This window comes from Kitasatospora sp. NPDC057595, from assembly GCF_042800875.1.
Lineage (GTDB): Bacteria > Actinomycetota > Actinomycetes > Streptomycetales > Streptomycetaceae > Kitasatospora.
Map to the genome: position 1 here is coordinate 18132 of NZ_JBHVGL010000024.1, position 18607 is coordinate 36738.

Consider the following 18607-nt stretch of genomic DNA (forward strand, 5'->3'; position numbering starts at 1 on the left):
GCGTCATACAGCACCAAGAGGTGCAGCGGCCACGCGGTTCCGAACCGTGTGGCCGGGAACACAGGCGAGCGCGAAGGCGTGACGCGGGCAGGGGAAACAGGGGTGGGCAGATGGGGCGGGAGTCGTATCTCGTCGAAGGCCGGCGAGTCACGGTCGGTGATCTGGTCGCGGCTGGATACATCGAGGTAGGGGCAAAGCTCACATTTGAGCGGCCCCGTAAGGACGAGACACACCACGCCACCGTCGTGGAGGAAGGGAAGGTGCGGCTTTCGGATGGTCAGCTGTTCAGGTCTCCCTCCACGGCGGCGATCGCGGCCGTCGGACGAGGATCGTTCGACGGCTGGACCGCTTGGGTGCTCGACGACGGTCGGACGCTGGACGCTGTGCGCCAGGACTTTCTCGACGAGATGGCCAAACAAGCAGCGGGGCCGCTTGGCGGAGTGGAGGACAGCAGTGAGCTTTTCACACCGGCCGAACGCCACGAGCGGCTGAAGCAGGCGCGTGAGAACGCGGACAACGGGCGGCCCATGTCGGTCACCGTCAGGGAGCTTGTCGGTTGGTGGAACGCACTTCGGCGCGGCTACCTGGTCACTGGTCAGATTGACGCGGAGCTGGCCAACCACGGCCTCGTCACTGCGCCGAGCTTTGACAAGGTGCACTTTGACTCCGTGGTGCACCTGGTCAGCGCGGCCCATGAAGAAGATGACACGGTAGACCCGGAAGTCCTGCTGAGCCCTCCGGCAGCCGGGCCGGTGCCTGTGAGTGTTCCACTCGATGACGATGACGACGACGAGCCCGAGGCGGGTCTGACCGTGGGAAACCTCCTGCCGGCTGCCCCGGGGATCGTGAGCGTGCTTCCGGATGCCACGTACCAGGAGGCCATCACCAAGATGGCCATCAATGACTACTCGCAGCTTCCGGTGATCAGCGGGCGAAACCTGCGCGGTGCGGTGACCTGGGAGTCGATCGCCCGTGCCCGGTATGCCAATCCGGAAGCGACCTTCTCCGACGCGATCATTCCGGCGCGTGCGGTCTCCTACGATCATGACCTGATCGACGTCTTGCCGGAGCTGGTCAAGTTCCAGTTCGTGCTTGTTCGCGACCAGAAGCAGGCGATAGTCGGTATCGTGACGGCCAGCGATGTCGCCATGGCGTACGGTTCGCTGGCGAGCCCCTTCTTCCTCGTCGGGGAGTTGGACCAGCGCCTGCGCCGGATCATTGCCACCAACTTCGAGCTGTCCTACGTTCAGGAGCTCTGCGCCCGAAGCGGGCAGGGAGCCATCGTGTCTTTCGACAGCTTGTCGATGGGCCACTACCAGCAAGTGCTGGGCAATCCGGACGCATGGAATCAGTTGAGCTGGCCGTTGGACCGGAAGGTTTTCGGCGAGCGGCTGGATCAGATCCGGAAGATCCGGAACGACCTACTGCACTTCAACCCGGACCCGCTGCCAGAGGACGCCATAGAGAAGATTCGGAACATGATTAACCTTTTGCGCGAGTACACATCCTGACGGTTTCGTGTGAAATGGGCTCTGGCAGTTGTGTGGACGCTGTTGGTGACTTGTGAGTGACGCCGGTCTCCGAGGCTTGTCTCGGAGACCGGCGTTGGTTGTTGTGGGGTGTGCGGTGATGATGCATGCGGGTGGGCCGGGCGAGGTCCCGGTGGAGACGGTGCGGGTGGCGTGAGCGGCGTTCCCGAATGGCAGCCTGGCAATCCGGATCCGGGACGAGCTGGGAGTCCTGATCACGGACGAGCGGTTCGCCGACCTGCTCCCGGTGAGTGGGGCAGGCCGGCCTGGGCGCCGGGCCAGCCGGCGCCGGTCCCGGCGCTGCAGTTCGTCGATAGACTGACGGACCGGCAGGCTACGGCGGCGGTGAGGGCACGGATCGACTTCGAGTACGCGATTGGGCTGGAACTCGGCGATCCTGGGTTGGACTTCTGGGTGCTCTCGGAGTTCCGGGACCGGCTGGTCGAGGCGGACGCCGGGCGGCGGCTGCTGGACGGCATCCTGGACGCGGTCCGGGCCAAGCGCATGCTGAAGACGATGGGCCGAGCCCAGACCGACTCCCCCCACGTGCTGTCGGTGGCCCGCGAACCGAGCCGGTTGGTCGAGGTCGCCGGCCCGGGCTGGTTCCGGCACTACGCGACCCGGGCCGAGGAGTTCTGGTTCCCGAAGTCCCGCGCGAAACGGGACCAGGTGGCACAGCGGATCGGCGCCGGCGGCATGCGACTGTTCCCGGCCGTGTTGTCGCCTGCAGCCCCGCAGCGTGAAGCGCGACATCCTCTGGGGCGGTAGCAAGGTTCGCGTCGCCGAGACCTGCGAGCCGGATGTCCCGAACCTCACACGAACGCCGCCACCACCTGGCCACCGTCCGGGACAGCGCGATGGCCGCTGTGATCCATGCCCGCCTCGCCGAACGGGACTGCCTGCCGGGCGAGCAGTGGGTCGACGCCGGCTACCCCACCGCCGCCCAGATCGTGACCGCCCGGCGCGAACCTGGCATCGACCTGCACGGTCCGATCCGGGCCGACAGCACCGTCCAAGTCGCAGCCGGGAGCAAGGCCTCCAGTCAGGAGGCCTTCACCATCGACTGGGACAACCAGCAGGTCACCGCGCCGACGAGGGCGCGGACGACCCGGCGTCCGCGCTCTGACCCTTCCCTCCGGGCGGAGTTCGAGGGCGAATCACCCGGTTCGGCAGGGTTGTTCCGGGCGGTTCGGGGCTCCTTCGAGGCCCGGGAAAAATTCTTTCCGTCGGTGTGCAACCGTTCCGCCCCGCGTGATGTCTGACAGACCACAAGGTGCGAACAAGCCTTGAGCGCAGGGGCCGAGGAGGGGTTCACGGTCCGGCGCACCGTCACTCCCGGGTGGGTCGGGACGATGTCCGCCCGCCCGTGGGAAATTCATTCGATTGACCGTCTGCTGAGGGCTCCTGCCTGCAGCAGAATGGGGGGGAAGTTCTTATGCGCACTACTGCTTACGGCCGTCGGAACCGCACGCGCCGCGCCGCCGCCACCGTCCTCGCGACCGTCCTCGCGGGCGGGACCGTCCTGCTCGCGGCACCCGCCGCCCTCGCGGCGGACGCGGTGCCGGACGTGCCGACGGTGAAGGTCAAGGCCGACGCCCCGGCCGTGATCGGACTCGCCGGCCAGCCGGTCGAGTTCACCGAGACCGTCACCAACACCAGCTCCATGGATTCCGGGTTCCACCTCTTCCTGAACGCCATCACCGGCGCCGGCCTGCCGCTGACGGACGGCATCGCCATCGACTACCGCGACCCGGCCGACGGCGCCTGGAAGTCCCTTCCGCTGACCGATGTCGAGGGGTCCGCCTTCCACGGCGCGTTGCCCTACACCCTGGAGATCCCGGCGCACCGCAGCGCGAAGGTGCAGTTGCGGATCGGGCTGCCGATGGGCCGGCCGCACCACGGCGCCAGCAACGGGGGGATCCAGTCGCTGGCCCTGGAGTCGTCCGTGGCCATCGGTGCCCACGGGGCGCCGGCGGACCAGGTGACCGACACGATCAAGGTCGACGGCCTCACGACCGGGCTGTCCCGCGTCCCGGCCACCGCGGTCGCGGGCGGCGCGCCCATCGAGTTCGACGCCGTCCTGAAGAACCCCACGGCCTCGAACTACGTCAACGTCGCCAACGTCCTGGGCATCGACCCGCACGCCACCGTCCAGGTCCGCAAGGGGAACGGTGCCTGGACCGCGCTGAAGCCGGTCCAGGGCGGCGGTGTCGACGACGGCCTCGGGGTCTACCTGGAGGGTCGCGACTCCTCCATCGGCGCCAACTCGACGACCACCCTGCGGGTTCGGATGTCGTTCGACGCGGCGACTCCGCTCGGGCCGGTGACGGTGAACCCGTGCGTCTTCGTCAACGAGAACCCGGAGCGACCGTTCTCGGGGACGACGATGTGCGCCCAGCGGGCGACCGTGAAGATCGTCGCGCCGGATGCGTCGGCGCCCAAGGAGCAGCCGCTCGTGAAGGAGGCGCCCGTGAAGGAGGCGCCCGTGAAGGGGGCGTCCACCGGCAAGGGCGCGCCCGCCGTGCAGGCCGTCCCCGCCGTGAAGGGCGCGTCCACGCGCAAGGACGCGCCGGCCGGGCAGGCCGCTGCGCCGGCCGCGCCCGCCCCGGCCGCCGCGCCCACCGTGCCCACCGCCCCCGCCGCGACCGCTGAGGCGACCGTGGCGGCCCCGGCCCCGGCCCCGGCCCCCGTCCTGGCCGCCGCGGGCACCCCCGCGCCGGTGGCCCCGGCCCCGGCCACGGTCGAGCTGGCCTCGACCGGCTCGTCCGAGCAGACCCCGTCGTACGCGGCGGCCGGCGTTGCCCTGCTCGCTGTCGGCGGCGGCACCGCCTACTGGGTCGCCCGCCGCCGCCGCGCCTGACAGCAGCGGCCGGGGGGGCTCCGGCGCCGCCGGAGCCGCCCCGGAGTGAAGTACGTCCATTGCGAAATCACCGTTTGCTGCCGGCAGGGGCCGGCAGCGGAAACTGGGGGGAACTTCCCATGCGTACCACTGTTTTCGGCCGCCAGGGCCGCGCGCGCCGCACGGCCGTGCGTGCCGCAGCCGCCACCGTCCTCGCGACCGCGCTGGCGGGCGGGACCGTCCTGCTGTCGGCGCCCACCGCCTCCGCGGCGGACTCGGTGCGGTCGGCGAAGCTCAAGGTCAACGCCCCGGCCGCGATCGGGGGCGCCGGGCAGCCGGTCGAGTTCACCGAGGTCATCACCAACACCGGTTCCAAGGCGGAACAGTTCGGACTCGCCCTCAGCACCACCAGCGACCTGGGCACGCCGCCGCATGCCATCGCCATGGAGTACCGCGACCGGAAGACCGGTAAGTGGAAGTCCATTGAGCTGGACAGCGGCGTCCACGACGGCAAGGTGAGCTACTCGGCCTATCTGCCCGTGGACGCGAAGATTCCGGCGCACGGCAGCGTGACGGTTCAGCTGCGGATCGGCGCTCCGATGGGCGAGCCGCACAACGGTGCGAGCAACGGCTGGGTCCAGCAGTTGGACCTCCGGTCCGCCGTGGTGGCCCCCGGTTCGTGGGTGGGGCTGGCCCAGGTGACCAAGAGGATCAAGGTCCAGAACATCTCGCCCTCGCTCGGCCGTGTCCCGGCCACCGCGGTCGCGGGCGGCGCGCCCATCGAATTCGACGCCGTCCTCAAGAACCCCACGCCGTCGAACTACATCAACGTCGCCAACACCCTGGGCGTCGACTCGCACGCCACCGTCCAGGTCCGCCAGCCGAACGGCACCTGGACCACCCTGAAGAAGGTCTACAACAGCGCCGACGAGGGCGCGGGCGTGTACCTGCAGGGGCGCGACTCCAGCATCCGCGCCAACTCGACCACCACCGTCCGGGTCCGGGTGTCGTACGACGCCGGCACCCCGCTCGGGCCGACCGACATCGGGCGGTGCGTCTACGTCAACGAGAGGCCGACCCTGCCGTTCCGGGGGACGACGACCTGCGTTCAGGGCGCCACCGTGCAGATCGTCGCGCCGGGCACCAAGGGTGCCAAGGGCCAGTCGCCGGTGAAGCCGGCGCCCAGCACCAAGGGCACCACCAAGGGCACCTCGGCCGGCAAGTGAGCGGCGACCGAGCCTGACGGCGGTATCCAGGGGGGCGGTTCCGGCACTCGCCGGGGCCGCCCCCGCGGCATGCCGTCCACCGTCCGCCCCGGTCAGGCGGCCCGGGGGCCGTCGAGCACCGGCGGGTGCCAGTCGTAGACGGGGGCGGCGCGGTTGAGGAGGACGCGGTCGGGGAGCAGGCCGGCCGAGGTGAGGGCGAGGTCGCGGGCGAGGGCGGTGAGGGGGGAGCGGCGGGCGACCAGGGCGCCGACGGCGCGGGAGCCGTTGACGATCGCGGTGGCGCGGGGGCGCCGGGCGGCGGTGTAGCCGGGCAGGGCGGCGGCCGGGTCCTCTCCGGGCCGGACACCGGCGGCCAGCACGACCGCGTCCTCGATGGCCTGGCAGGCGCCCTGGCCCTGGAAGGGGCACATCGCGTGGGCGGCGTCGCCGAGCAGGGCGACCCGGCCGCGGTGGTAGGCGGGCAGCGGGTCGGCGATCTCCCAGACGTCGTGGCGCAGCACCCTCGCCGGGTCGGTGGAGGCGAACAGCTCGGGGACGGGCGCGCACCAGTTGCCGTAACGGCGCAGGAGTTCGGCGCGTTCGTCGCCGTCGGCGGCGCGGGCGCCGGCCGGGGCGAGGGCGGCGCCGTAGACGTACACCCGGCCGTCGGCGAGCGGGACGACGCCGGCGAGCCGGCCGCGGCCCCAGACCTCGCCGGCGGCGAACGGCGGGCGGGGCGGGCGGGCGATCACCGAGCGCCAGGTGGTGAAGCCGGAGTAGCGCGGGCCGGGGTGGTGCGGGAAGAGCAGGCCGCGGGTGGCGGAGCGGATGCCGTCGGCGGCGACGACCAGTTCGGCGGGCCGCTCGCCGTCGGCGGTGCGGACGAGGGCGGGGGTGCGGTCGTCGCCGGGTTCGACGAGTTCGGCCCGCGAGCCGGTGCGGACGGTGCCGGCGGGCAGCGCGTCGACCAGGGCGTCGATGACGTCGGCGCGGGCGACGGCGACCAGCTTCTCGCCGAAGTGGGCCTCGACGGCCTCGGTGCCGGTGCGTGCGAGCCAGCGGCCGGAGGGGTGGCGGATGCCGATGGCGGGGTGCGGGGCGGCGAGGGCGCGCAGCCGGTCGCCGACGCCGAGCAGGTCGAGGGCGCGCAGGGCGTTCGGGGCGAGCACGAGGCCGGCGCCGACGGGCTCCAGCGAGGCGGCGCGTTCGTGGACGGTGACCGGGACGCCCTGGCGGTGGAGCGCGAGCGCGGCGGTGAGGCCGCCGATCCCGCCGCCGATGACGACGGCGTGCGGTGCCGGTTCCGGCAGGCCGCGGTGCTCCGGGGCGCGGTGGTCCAGATCGCGGTGGTCCATGGGGACTCCTCTCGGACGCGGAACTACACCTGTAGTTCCGATCGCATGGATCGACCGTACTACAGCTGTAGTGTGAGTTGGGCGCCGGCCCCGGGAAGGGCGATGATCGGACCCATGACCAGCAGCGCCGCGCCCGCCGGACCTCAGCGCCAGACCCTGATCGCCGACACCGCCGTCGCGCTGATCGCCGAGCGCGGCCTGCGCGGGCTCACCCACCGCGCCGTCGACGAGGCGGCCGGCCTGCCCACCGGCTCCACCTCCAATCTCGCCCGCACCCGCGCGGCCCTGCTGGAGCTGGCGATCACCCGGATCGCGGAGCTGGAGTCACCGGCGTACGCGATGGAGCTGCGGCCGCCCACGGTGGAGCATGCCCGGGAACTGCTCGCCCAGCTCGCCGCCGACGCCGTCCACCAGGCGCTCACCGTCGGCCGCGCGCTCACCGTGGCCCGCTTCGAGCTGGCGCTCGAAGCCACCCGGCGCCCCGAACTGCGCGTCGTCTACAACCGCCTGGGGGCGGGCCTCCTCGGCCTCGCGGTCACCCTGCTGACCGAGTGCGGCTCCCGCGCGCCCGAGGCGGACGCCCGCCGGCTGGTGCGCTGGGCGGACGGCGTGCTCTTCAACGTCACCGCCGGCAGTGGCGCCGGCCACGTCCCCGATCCGGCCGAACTCGGTGCCGAGGTCGCCCGTTACCTCGCGGCGCTGCTCGACGGCTAGGGCCGACGGCCAGGGCCCGGAGGCCAGGGCGCGACAGCCAGGGACCCGACGGCTAACCCGCGGGCGCGTCCAGGGCCGGGGCGAGGACGGCGAAGGCCCTGGCGGTGAGCTCGGCCGGGTCGGCGGCGCCGTCGCTGTCGCTCCACCGCTCCAGGACGGCGCCGAAGGCGGTGAGCGCCATCCCGGCGGCGAGCCGGGGGTAGAGGTCGGCGGCGGGGTCGCGGTCCAGCCGGTGGGCCAGCTCGGCGGTCAGTTCCTCGTGCCACCCGGCCTGCCGCTCCAGGAAGCGGGCGTGCAGCGCCGGGGTGCGCAGGATCAGCTGGACGGCGCGCAGCGCGCGGTCGCCGTGCTCGCCGCAGGCGGCCAGCGGCACCGAGACGGCGTGCCGCAGGGCGGCCGAGGGTGGCTCGGCGGCGGGGCGGGCGGCCAGTTCGGCGCGGATGCCGGCGCCCAGTTCGGCCAGGAACCGGACGATCACGTCCTCCTTGGACGCGAAGTAGCGGAAGAACGTCCGCTTGGAGACGCCGGCGCCGGCCGCGATCTCGTCCACGGTGACGGCGTCGAACCCCTGGGTGGTGAGCAGCCCGAAGGCGGCTTCGGTCAGCTCGTCCACGACGAGTTGACGCTTGCGCTCGGCCAGGCTGACGGCGGGTCGGGAGGTCACCCGACGATGGTAACGCCATGACGCGAGTGTCATCCAGTAGCGCCTTGACACCAAGTGACACGAACGGCAGCATCTGCCACATGAAGCCTTTGGAGCCAACAGGCGGCGGTGCGGGCCGGCGCGGGCGGGTGTTCGTCGTCACCGGAGCGAGCAGCGGGCTGGGACTGGCCACCGCCCGGACGCTGGCCGAGCGGGGCGGGCGGGTGGTCCTCGCGGTCCGCGACGAGGAGCGGGGGCGTGCGGCCGCCGCCCGGATCGCCGCCTCGCTGCCCGACCCCGGTGTGCCGGACCGCCTCGACGTCCGCCGTCTCGACCTGGCCGACCTCGACAGCGTCCGGACCTTCGCCGAGCGGCTGCGCGCCGACCGCCCCCGGCTGGACGTCCTGGTCAACAACGCGGGCGTGTTCGCCCCGCCCCGGGCGCTCAGCCCGCAGGGCCACGAGCTGCAGTTCGCCGTCAACCACCTCGGCCACTTCGCCCTCACCGGCCTGCTGCTGGACGCCCTCGCCGCCGGCCGCGACCCGCGCGTGGTGACCGTCAGCTCGCTCAACCACCGCAAGGGGCGGATCCGCTTCGACGACCTCACCGGGGCGCACGGCTACACGCCGATGGGGTTCTACGACCAGTCGAAGCTCGCCAACGCGCTCTTCGGCCGTGAACTCCACCGCCGGCTGGCCGCGTCGGGCAGTCCGGTGCGCAGCGTGCTCGCGCATCCCGGCTACACCGCCACCAATCTGCAGACCAGTGGGCCGACCGGCCTCACCCGGCTGCTCTTCGGGCGGCTGCTGCGGCCGCTCGCCCAGCGCCCGGAGGAGGGCGCGCTGCCCCAGCTGTACGCCGCGACCGATCCGTCCGTGCGCGGCGGGGAGTTCATCGGGCCGGACGGCCGCGGCGAGTTGCGCGGCGCGCCGACCCGGGTCCGGCTCGCGCCCTCGGCCGAGGACGCCGAGGCCGCCCGCCGGCTCTGGGAGCTGTCGGAGGAGTTGACCGGTGTGCGGTTCGGCCTGGGGGAGGGCGCTGCCTGACGCGCGCGGGCGCTCAGTGGGCGCGGGCGTCTCCGAGCACCCGCTCGGCGATGAGCCGGGCGCAGGCCGCCGCGTCCTGTAGGGCGGTGTCCACCTCCAGGTCGTAGCGCACGCCCCGGTGCACCGCCTCGGCCTGGGCCGCGGCCATGCCGGCGACGCGGTCGCCGCGGGCCCGTTCGCGGGCGGCGGCCACCTCGGGGGCGCAGCGCACGCCGACCCAGAGCACGTCCAGACCGTCCAGTGCCTCGCGCCAGCGCCGTTGGGAGGCGGTGGTGCCGAGGAACACCTCGTCGACGACGATCCGCGCGCCGGCCCGGGCCATCGCCGCGACGCCCAGCGTCCACGCGGCGTCCAGGGCGGCGAACGCCGGTCCGACGCTCACCGTGCCGTCGCCGTCCTCCAGGCCGCCGATGCCGGGCGGCCCGTCGGGCCCGTCGGGATCGCCGGGACCGCCGCCACTGCCCGGTCCGGCCTCACCATCCGCGCCGGGCGCGGCTGCGGCGGAGCCACCGCCGGAGCCGCGCAGCGCGGCGGGCAGGGCGGCGATCAGCGTGTCCACCCCGAGGGTCAGCCAGGGATCCGGCAGCACCTCCTGCAGTCGGCGGGCGATGCTGGACTTCCCCGAGCTGGAGCCCCCGTTGAGGACGATCACCTGACAATCGGTCATCCGACCACCCTAAAGGGGCGGCCCAGGAGCGGCCGGGTCACTCGACGGTCACGCTCACCTCCGTCCGGTCCGCCCCCGGTGTGCCGGCGGCGTCCGTGGTGACGCCGCTCCAGATGCTGTCGGGCTCGTCCGGTACCGGTATCGACGGCGAACGGGGCGATATGAGGTGTATGTTCCATTTTGACGCCCGGTGCGGCCCCGGCGCCAGACCCAGGACCCCGCCGGTTTCCGCCGAGGGTGCCTCAGCCCGCCCGGTACGCCGCGGCCGCCGCCGCGAAGGAGGCGGCGAGCTGCGGGTATCCCGCCCAGTGCAGATGCAGATACGAAGCGTGAACGTTCTCCGCGCCGGCCGCGCCCGCGAATCCCTCGGTGTGCGGGCCGGCCGGCAACCGCCAGCCCCAGGCGGGTCGTTCACCGGACCCCGGCTCGCAGACCGTCCGGTGGAACTCGTGCCCGCGCAGCCTGGCGCCGGCCGGGGCCAGTGGCGAGTCGTGCAGCGCGATCGCCTCGCGGTAGCCGAGGGTCAGCCGCTCGGTCATCCGGGCCGAGGTGTCCAGCACCCCGCACATCGGCAGGCCGTCCAACGCGCGCCCGAGGTACAGCAGTCCGGCGCACTCGGCCGCGACCGGGCCGCCGGAGGCCGCGAACGCGGCGATCGCGGACCGCAGTTGACCGTTCGCGCTGAGTTCCCGGACGTACAGCTCGGGGAACCCGCCGCCGATCACCAGGCCCGCCGTGCCCTCCGGCAGGGCGTCGGCGTGCAGCGGGTCGAACGGCACCACCTCGGCGCCGGCGGCGGTCAGCAGCTCGGCGTTCTCGGCGTACGAGAAGGAGAACGCCGCACCGCCGGCCACCGCGATCCGCGGCGCGCCGCTCGGTGACGCACCGGACGCGCCCACCTCCACCGCCGGGTCCCACGGCTCGGCCCCGGCCAGCGGCGGCGCCGTCCGGGCCAGCGCCAGCACCGCGTCCAGGTCCACCGAGGCGGCGACCAGCTCGCCCATGTCGGCCACCGCCCGCAGCGCCTCCGCCGAGCGCTCCACGGCCGGGATCAGCCCCAGGTGCCGGGAGGGCGTGGCGACCGCCGCCGAGCGCCGCACCGCGCCCAGCACCGGCACCCCCGACCCCTCCTCCAGGGCCTCCCGCAGCAGCAGCTCGTGCCGGTCGGAGGCGACCCGGTTGAGGATCACCCCGGCCAGCCGCACCTCCGGGTCCCAGGAGGCGAAGCCGTGCACCAGCGCCGCCACCGACCGGGACTGCGAGGAGGCGTCCACCACCAGCACCACCGGCGCCCGCAGCAGCTTGGCCACGTGCGCGGTGGACGCCAGCTCGCCGCGCCCGGAGGCGCCGTCGAACAGGCCCATCACGCCCTCGACCACCGCCACGTCCGCCCCGGCCGCGCCGTGCAGGAAGAGCGGGGCGATCCGCTCCGGCCCGCACATGAACGCGTCCAGGTTGCGGCCCGGTCGCCCGGCGGCCAGCCCGTGGTAGCCGGGGTCGATGTAGTCCGGGCCGACCTTGTGCGGCGAGACGGCCAGCCCGCGCGCGGCGAGCGCGGCGATCAGGCCGGTGGCGACGGTGGTCTTGCCGGCGCCCGAGGAGGGCGCCGCGACGACGAGACGGGGGACGTTCACGTGGCTCGACTCTTCCCGGCTACCACTCGATGCCGCGCTGGCCCTTGCGGCCGGCGTCCATCGGGTGCTTGACCTTGGTCATCTCGGTGACCAGGTCGGCGAACTCGGTCAGGGCCTGCGGCGCGTACCGGCCGGTGATGACGACGTGCTGGCTGCCCGGACGGTCCTTCAGCACGGCCACCACCTCCTCCGGGTCGACCCAGCCCCAGTGCATCGGATAGGTGAACTCGTCCAGCACGTAGAAGCGGTAGGTCTCGGCGGCCAGGTCGCGCTTGACCTGCTCCCAGCCCTCCTTGGCCGCCGCCTCGCTGTCCAGCGCCATCGCGTCGGAACGCTGGATCCAGGACCAGCCGGAGCCCATCTTGTGCCAGTCGACGGTGCCGCCCTCGCCGGAGGCGCCGAGCACCCGCAGCGCGTTCTCCTCGCCGACCTTCCACTTGGCGGACTTCACGAACTGGAACACCCCGACCGGCCAGCCCTGGTTCCAGGCGCGCAGCGCCATGCCGAACGCGGCGGTGGACTTGCCCTTGCCGGGGCCGGTGTGCACGGCGGTGATCGGCAGGGTACGGCGCTGACGGGTCGTCAGGCCGTCGTCGGGGACACTCTCGGGGACACCCTTGGGCATGTCGGCTCAGGCCGCCTTTCGCGCTGCGGTGGTGGTCGGACGGTTCTCGCGGACGAGCGAGGCGACGCCGTCGGCGCGCAGCTCGTCCAGGGTCACGGAGGTGGCGCGCAGCCGGGCCGCCAGGGCGCCGGCCAGGCCGAGCCGGACCGGGCCGGACTCGCAGTCCAGCACCACGCTCGCCACGCCCTGCGCCGCCAGCAGCCCGGCCGCCCGGTGGGACTGCGCGACGGCGTCCCGGCCGCCGCCGGTGGCCCGGCCGTCGGTCACCACGACCAGCAGCGGGCGGCGGTCCGGGTCGCGCAGCCGCTCGACCCGCAGCACCTCGTGGGCCCGCAGCAGGCCGGCCGCCAGCGGGGTGCGCCCGCCGGTGGGCAGCGACTCCAGCCGGGCCGCGCCGACCTCCACCGAGGAGGTGGGCGGCAGCGCCAGCTCGGCCGAGGCACCCCGGAAGGTGATCATGCCGATCTTGTCGCGGCGCTGGTAGGCGTCCATCAGCAGCGACAGCACCGCGCCCTTGACGGCGGTCATCCGCTGCCGGGCCGCCATCGAGCCGGAGGCGTCCACCACGAACAGCACCAGGTTGGACTCCCGGCCCTGGCGCACCTGCTCGCGGAAGTCGTCCTTGTGCAGCACCAGCGCGCGCGAGGAGCGCCCGCGCGCCACCTGGTGCGGGGCGGCGGCGCGCAGCGTGGCGCTCAGGTGCAGCCGGGCGAGCCGGCCGCGCGGGCGGCGGGCCCGGACGGTGTGGCCGCCGTCGGTCTCGGCGGGGGAGCGGCGGCCCTGGGCGCCGCGCCCGGTGCCGTCCACCGCGAACAGCCGGGTGCGGTACGGGTCGCCGGCCGCGACCGGCGCCGACTCCCGGGCCGGGGCGGGGTGCTGGGCCGGGACGGGCTGCGGGGCGGTGTCCTCCGCGGCCACCGGGTCGGCCGCCTCGACGGGCGGGCCGTCCGGACCGGCTGGCTCCGGCGCGCCGCCGCCACCGCCGTCGGGGCCGCCGTCCTGCGGGCCGTCGCCGCCCGGGCCGTCCGGGTCGTCCGGACCGTCCGGGCCGCCCTCCGGGTCCTCCTGCGCCCCCTCGGCGGTCGCGGGCTCGGGCTGCGCCTCGGGCTCCGGCTCGGCGTGCTCCTCCAGCACCCGGTCCAGCTGCTCCTCGTCCAGTCCGGGCGCGTCGAAGGGGTTGCGCCGGCGGCGGTGCGGCAGCGCCAGCTGGGCGGCCTTGCGGACGTCCTCGGCCAGCACCTCGGTGCGCCCGGCCCAGGCGGCCAGCGCGACGGCGGTGCGCGCCATCACGATGTCCGCGCGCAGCCCGTCCACCTCGAACGCCGCGCAGACGGCGGTGATCTGGCGCAGCGCCGTGTCGGTCAGCTCCACCCGCGCCAGCAGCTCGCGCGCGGCGGTGATCCGGTCCGCCAGCGCGCGCTCGTCCTCGGCGAACCGGGCGGCGAAGGCGGCCGGGTCGGCGTCGTAGCCGAGCCGGCGGCGCACCACCTCGGCGCGCTCCGCCGGATCGCGGGTCGCGGCGATCTCCACCGTCAGGCCGAACCGGTCGAGCAGCTGCGGCCGCAGCTCGCCCTCCTCCGGGTTCATCGTGCCGACCAGCAGGAAGCGCGCCGCGTGCCGCACCGAGACGCCCTCGCGCTCGACGTAGGAGCGGCCCATCGCGGCGGCGTCCAGCAGCAGGTCCACCACGTGGTCCTGGAGCAGGTTCACCTCGTCGATGTAGAGCACGCCGCGGTGCGCCCGGGCGAGCAGGCCCGGCTCGTAGGCCTTGACGCCCTCGGCGAGCGCCCGCTCCAGGTCCAGCGAGCCGACGATCCGGTCCTCGGAGACGCCGACCGGCAGCTCGACCAGCCGGGCGGGGCGCTCGGAGACCGGGGCGCCGGCGTGCGCGCCGTCCGGGCACTGCGGGTCCGGCGCCGCCGGGTCGCAGGCGAAGCGGCAGCCGTCGACGGTCGCGATGGACGGCAGCAGCCCGGCCAGCGCGCGCACCATGGTCGACTTGGCGGTGCCCTTCTCACCGCGCACCAGCACCCCGCCGACCGCCGGGGAGACGGCGTTCAGCAGCAGGCCGAGCCGCAGGTCGGCCATGCCGACGATCGCGGTGAACGGGTAACGGACGTCACTCATGCAGTCTCCCCAGGGGCTCCGGGCGCGAGGAACGGCAGCGATCCGGCCGCCGGCACCCCGCCCTCGATCAGCTTCCACAACGCGTCGGTGTCCGCGTGCTCCTCGATCAGCTCGCCCAGCCGGTCCAGCCGGGCCTCCCGCGCGGCGGCGAAGGAGGTGTCCGGCGCGGGCACGAAGGCCCGGCCGGCGGCCTGCGCGACCTCGCGCAGCAGCGCCCGCCGGAAGCCGTCGTTCTCCAGCACGCCGTGCCAGGTGGTTCCCCACACCTGGCCCACCCGGCAGCCGTCCAGGCCGTGTCCGTGGTCATCGGAGACGAACGGCTCGCCGCCGTCCACCGCGACGACGCCGTGGTGGATCTCGTAGCCCTCGACCCGCTCCCCGTACGCCTCGCCGACCGGCCGTCCGAGCACCTTCTCCGGGCCGAACCGCACCCGCGTCGGCAGCAGCCCGAGGCCGTCCACCGCGCCCGCCTTCGACTCGACCTCGTCCACGATCGAGTGCGCCAGCATCTGGTAGCCGCCGCAGACGCCGAGCACCGGCCGCCCGGCCGCCGCCCGCGCCTTGAGCACCGGTTCGAGGCCGCGCTCGCGCAGCCAGCGGAGGTCGGCGACGGTGGCCCGGGTGCCGGGCAGCACGACGAGGTCGGCGTCGGCCAGCTCCTCCGGCCGGGTGGCCCAGCGGACCAGTACGCCGGGCTCCTGGGCGAGCGCGTCCAGGTCGGTGAAGTTGGACAGCCGGGGGAAGCGCAGCACGGCCACCCGCAGCACGTCCGCGCCGAACGGGCCGCGCGCGGCGGTCCGGTCGACGACGGTGGACAGGTCGAGCGAGTCCTCGGCGTCCAGCCACAGGTCCGGCAGCATCGGCAGGGTGCCGAGCACCGGACGGCCGGTCAGCTCGCGCAGCATCTCCAGCCCGGGGGCGAGCAGCCGCGCGTCGCCGCGGAACTTGTTGACGAACCAGCCCGCCACGTGCCGCTGGTCCTCCGCCGACAGCAGCGCCAGCGTCCCGTACATCGCCGCGAACACACCGCCGCGGTCGATGTCGCCGACCACCACGACCGGCAGCCCGGCGGCGGTGGCCAGGCCCATGTTGGCGATGTCGCGGTCGCGCAGGTTGATCTCGGCGGGCGATCCCGCGCCCTCGCAGACCACCACGTCGAAGCGGGCGCGCAGGTCCGCCAGGCACTCCAGGGCGCGTTCCAGCAGCACCGGCTTGCGCTCGCGGTAGTCCAGCGCGCCGACCTCGGCGACCGGACGGCCCAGCAGCACCACCTGGCTGCGGCCGTCGGCGCCGGGCTTGAGCAGCACCGGGTTCATCGCCGCCTCCGGCTCGACCCGGGCCGCCTGGGCCTGCATCGCCTGCGCGCGGCCGATCTCGGCGCCGTCCGCGGTGACGAAGGAGTTCAGCGACATGTTCTGCGCCTTGAACGGCGCGACCGCGACGCCCTGCCGGGCCAGCCAGCGGCAGATGCCCGCGGTGACCACGCTCTTGCCGGCGTCCGAGGTCGTCCCGGCGACCAGCAGTGCCTTGCTCATGCCCTACCCCTCCGCATCCCGTCCAGGGCCGCCCGGAGCAGCAGGTGCCCGGCGACCGTCGTACCCAGGGCCAGCGCGCCCACCCGCCGGGAGAGCACGCAGGCCCGCTCGATGTCGTCCACCCCGACGGGGCGCAGCTCCCCGCCCAGCACGGGGCGGTGCTCCACCCGCTCGCCGTACCGCAGCGTGCCGCCGAGGCGCACGCCCACCGCGCCCGCGAAGGCCGACTCGGCCTGGCCGGCGTTCGGGCTGGGGTGCGCCGAGCCGTCGCGCCGCCAGACCCGCCAGGCGGTGCGCGGCTCGGGGGCGGCGGCCACCGTCAGCAGCGCGGTCAGCCGGGCGCCCGGCCAGCCCGCCACGTCGTCCAGCCGGGCCGAGGCCCAGCCGAACCGGGCGTAGCGGGGCGAACGGTGACCGACCATCGCGTCCAGGGTGTTCACCGCGCGGAACGCCAGCAGGCCCGGTGTGCCCGCGAGGCCGCCCCAGACCAGGGCGTTGACCACGGCGTCGGCGGTGTTCTCGGCCACCGACTCGACGACCGCGCGGGCCAGCTGCGGCCCGTCCAGCGCGCTCGGGTCGCGTCCGCACAGGTGCGGCAGCCGTTCCCGGGCCGCCGTCAGGTCGCCGGCCGCCAGCGAACGGCCGATGGTGCGGGCCTCCCGGGTCAGCGAGGTGCCGCCGAGCACCGTCCAGGTCGCGGCGGCGGCGAGGGCGGCCCGGCCGAGCGGACGGTGGGCCAGCAGCCGGTCGGCGGCGAGCGCGCCGGCCGCGACGGTGCCGACGGCGAGGGCGGTGAAGGCGGTGCCGGCGGCGCGGTGGTCGCGCCAGAGCCGGCGTTCCAGCCGGCCGGCGGCGGAGCCGAAGCCGGCCACCGGGTGGCCGCGGCGCGGGTCGCCGAAGCGGGCGTCGGCCAGGAAGCCGGCGACGGCGCCGGCGCCGAACGCGGCGGCCCGGCACAGCGGGCGCACGGCAGGGCGCAGCATCGCGTGCGTGTCCTCACTCAGGGTCCGCGCCCTGGATCGACGAACCGGGGGCGAGAGTCTCCTGGCTTCCGGGTCGAACGCACACCCCGGGCCTTCCAGCGGCTTCTGACGGCCCGCCGTGGCGTGTTCCGGTCGTGCTCCCCGGTGACAGTGGCGGGACCGCGCCGGACTCGCACCGGCTTCCTCTGCATGCCTCCGTATTGGCTGAAGGATCCCATCACGGGCCCGAACCGGGAGTCAACCGAGGTCGTGGCGGGTGTTGGTCACACCTCGGACACCCCCGATGTGCCGGTGTGATTTTCCTCCCGGAACAACCCGTACGGCCGTGTCCTACTGGCTTCCCCCCGCCCGCACGGGTGGACTGAGGGGTGGGTCCGGACACCGGGCCGGACGCCGAGCCAGACCACCGAGCACCGGGGAGCGAGTATGCGTTGGGGAATCGCGGCCACCGTGGCGGCCGCCGCCGTCGGCACCGGGGCCGCCGTGCTGGTGATCGGCCGCCGGGCGTCCGAGCGGATGGTCCGCCCGGCCGAGGAGGCCCGCGCCCGCAGCGGCCCGGTGCTCGTCCGCGGCCTCGGTGCCGGCGAGGTCACCTTCACCCGCACCCCCGTGAGCGAGCGTCCCGGCCGCTGGGCCGTCGAGTGGGGCGAGGACGGCCACGCGGTCGTCGAGGAGGTCCTGCGTCGCGACGGGCAGGGCGTCACCCGCCGCCTGGTGCGCGCCGACCGCGGCACCCTCACCCCCGGCACCGAGGTCCGCTTCACCCCCCGGGTCCACCTCGGCGACCCGGCGCAGGCGCTCGGCCTGCCGTTCGCCGAGACCGCCGTCGAGGGCGAGCTCGGCGCGATGCCCGCCTGGCGGCTGGACGGCAAGCGCGGCACCTGGGTGGTCCTGGTGCACGGCCCCGGCGCCGACCGCGCGCAGACCCTGCCCGTCCTGCCCGAGCTGCAACGGCTGGGCCTGCCCGTGCTCGCCGTCACCTATCGCGGCGACGCCGGCGCGCCCGCCTCCCCGGACGGCCTCGGCCACTTCGGCGAGACCGAGTGGCGGGACGTCGAGGCGGCGGTGCGCACCGCCCTGGACGCCGGCGCGGGCCGGGTCGTCCTCTACGGCTGGTCGCTCGGCGCCACGATGGTCCTGCACACCGCGGCCCGCTCGGACCTCGCCCCCTCGATCAGCAGCCTCGTCCTGGACTCGCCGGTGCTGGACTGGCCGGCCACCGCCCGCCGGGACGCCGCCCGGGCGGGCTTCCGGGGCGCGGCCGCCGAACTCGGCGCGCTCGCGGCCGAGGGCCGCACCGGCGTGGATCTGGCCGACTTCGCCCGCCTGGCGGAGGGTGCCGACCTGCGGGTGCCCACCCTGGTGCTGCACGGCCCCGACGACCCGGTGGCCCCGTTCGCCGCGGCCGAGCGCCTCGCCCACCGCCGTCCGGACGTGGTCAACCTCCAGGCCTTCCCCGGCGGTGACCACGCCGCGCTGTGGAACACCGACCCGGACCGCTACGCCGAGACCCTCCGCCGCTGGCTCACGCCGTTCTGCTGACGCGCTTCCGCCCCCCCTGACGGGGTGGATTCCGCGGCGCGCGGGTTCCTTGTGGCATGAACCCGCCATAGAGATCAAGCCAGCCGGTTTGGCCTCTGTTGCCCGATCTTGTCGAGCCCCCGCGCCCCCCGTCCGCCCCCCGCGGACAACCGGATGTGACAGA

General features: G+C 74.6%; 14 protein-coding genes, 1 pseudogene and 1 riboswitch. Of the genes and pseudogenes, 7 read left to right on the forward strand and 8 right to left on the reverse strand.

What is annotated here, in order from left to right:
- Nucleotides 1-110 precede the first annotated feature (110 nt).
- The 4 genes and pseudogenes from ACFU9E_RS29330 (at nucleotide 111) to ACFU9E_RS29345 (ending at nucleotide 5594) form a co-directional block, all read left to right on the forward strand.
- A complete protein-coding gene (locus ACFU9E_RS29330; protein ID WP_380684377.1) occupies nucleotides 111-1511 on the forward strand; it encodes a CBS domain-containing protein in 1401 nt (466 codons plus the stop codon).
- A 118-nt stretch (nucleotides 1512-1629) separates the two neighbouring features.
- Nucleotides 1630-2551: pseudogene (locus tag ACFU9E_RS29335) on the forward strand (transposase); the annotation flags it as partial.
- Nucleotides 2552-2964: 413 nt separating this feature from the next.
- Nucleotides 2965-4389: an LAETG motif-containing sortase-dependent surface protein gene (locus tag ACFU9E_RS29340; RefSeq protein WP_380684376.1), complete on the forward strand. Its 1425-nt coding sequence runs from the start codon at nucleotides 2965-2967 to the stop codon at nucleotides 4387-4389.
- Between the two features lie 119 nt (nucleotides 4390-4508).
- Nucleotides 4509-5594 (forward strand): hypothetical protein, encoded by a 1086-nt coding sequence (locus ACFU9E_RS29345; RefSeq protein WP_380683755.1) that lies wholly within the window; start codon nucleotides 4509-4511, stop codon nucleotides 5592-5594.
- A 92-nt stretch (nucleotides 5595-5686) separates the two neighbouring features.
- On the opposite strand, the gene ACFU9E_RS29350 is transcribed toward ACFU9E_RS29345, so the two are convergent.
- Nucleotides 5687-6928 carry an FAD-dependent monooxygenase gene (locus tag ACFU9E_RS29350; protein ID WP_380683756.1) on the reverse strand — a complete coding sequence of 414 codons (1242 nt, stop codon included), beginning with the start codon at nucleotides 6926-6928 and terminating at the stop codon, nucleotides 5687-5689.
- A gap of 114 nt (nucleotides 6929-7042) precedes the next feature.
- Between ACFU9E_RS29350 and ACFU9E_RS29355 the strand changes: the two genes are divergently transcribed.
- Nucleotides 7043-7642 (forward strand): TetR/AcrR family transcriptional regulator, encoded by a 600-nt coding sequence (locus ACFU9E_RS29355; RefSeq protein WP_380683757.1) that lies wholly within the window; start codon nucleotides 7043-7045, stop codon nucleotides 7640-7642.
- Nucleotides 7643-7694: 52 nt separating this feature from the next.
- Here the strand turns inward: ACFU9E_RS29355 and ACFU9E_RS29360 are convergent, their stop codons facing one another.
- On the reverse strand, nucleotides 7695-8339 hold the full coding sequence (locus tag ACFU9E_RS29360; protein ID WP_380683758.1) for a TetR family transcriptional regulator: 645 nt from the start codon (nucleotides 8337-8339) through the stop codon (nucleotides 7695-7697).
- A gap of 47 nt (nucleotides 8340-8386) precedes the next feature.
- Here ACFU9E_RS29360 and ACFU9E_RS29365 point away from each other — a divergent pair, with 47 nt between their 5' ends.
- Entirely contained in the window at nucleotides 8387-9331 is a 945-nt protein-coding gene (locus tag ACFU9E_RS29365) for an oxidoreductase (protein WP_380683759.1), read from the forward strand.
- A gap of 13 nt (nucleotides 9332-9344) precedes the next feature.
- On the opposite strand, the gene ACFU9E_RS29370 is transcribed toward ACFU9E_RS29365, so the two are convergent.
- The 6 genes from ACFU9E_RS29370 to ACFU9E_RS29395 form a co-directional block, all read right to left on the reverse strand.
- Complete coding sequence (locus tag ACFU9E_RS29370) at nucleotides 9345-9983, reverse strand: chloramphenicol phosphotransferase (RefSeq protein WP_380683769.1); 639 nt, start codon at nucleotides 9981-9983, stop codon at nucleotides 9345-9347.
- Nucleotides 9984-10240: 257 nt separating this feature from the next.
- On the reverse strand, nucleotides 10241-11632 hold the full coding sequence (locus tag ACFU9E_RS29375; protein ID WP_380683760.1) for a cobyrinate a,c-diamide synthase: 1392 nt from the start codon (nucleotides 11630-11632) through the stop codon (nucleotides 10241-10243).
- Nucleotides 11633-11651: 19 nt separating this feature from the next.
- Nucleotides 11652-12257 (reverse strand): cob(I)yrinic acid a,c-diamide adenosyltransferase, encoded by a 606-nt coding sequence (gene cobO, locus ACFU9E_RS29380; RefSeq protein ID WP_380683761.1) that lies wholly within the window; start codon nucleotides 12255-12257, stop codon nucleotides 11652-11654.
- A gap of 6 nt (nucleotides 12258-12263) precedes the next feature.
- Nucleotides 12264-14384: a putative cobaltochelatase gene (locus ACFU9E_RS29385; protein WP_380683762.1), complete on the reverse strand. Its 2121-nt coding sequence runs from the start codon at nucleotides 14382-14384 to the stop codon at nucleotides 12264-12266.
- Nucleotides 14381-15919 (reverse strand): cobyric acid synthase, encoded by a 1539-nt coding sequence (locus tag ACFU9E_RS29390; protein WP_380683763.1) that lies wholly within the window; start codon nucleotides 15917-15919, stop codon nucleotides 14381-14383. Before ACFU9E_RS29390 ends, ACFU9E_RS29385 begins: the two co-directional genes overlap by 4 nt.
- Entirely contained in the window at nucleotides 15916-16902 is a 987-nt protein-coding gene (locus ACFU9E_RS29395; RefSeq protein WP_380683765.1) for a cobalamin biosynthesis protein, read from the reverse strand. The genes ACFU9E_RS29390 and ACFU9E_RS29395 overlap by 4 nt, the downstream gene beginning before the upstream one ends.
- Before the next feature lie 33 nt (nucleotides 16903-16935).
- A riboswitch (cobalamin riboswitch) is annotated at nucleotides 16936-17148 on the reverse strand.
- A 180-nt stretch (nucleotides 17149-17328) separates the two neighbouring features.
- Here ACFU9E_RS29395 and ACFU9E_RS29400 point away from each other — a divergent pair.
- Nucleotides 17329-18444, forward strand: a complete 1116-nt coding sequence (locus ACFU9E_RS29400) for an alpha/beta hydrolase family protein (protein ID WP_380683766.1) — start codon at nucleotides 17329-17331, stop codon at nucleotides 18442-18444.
- Nucleotides 18445-18607 lie beyond the last annotated feature (163 nt).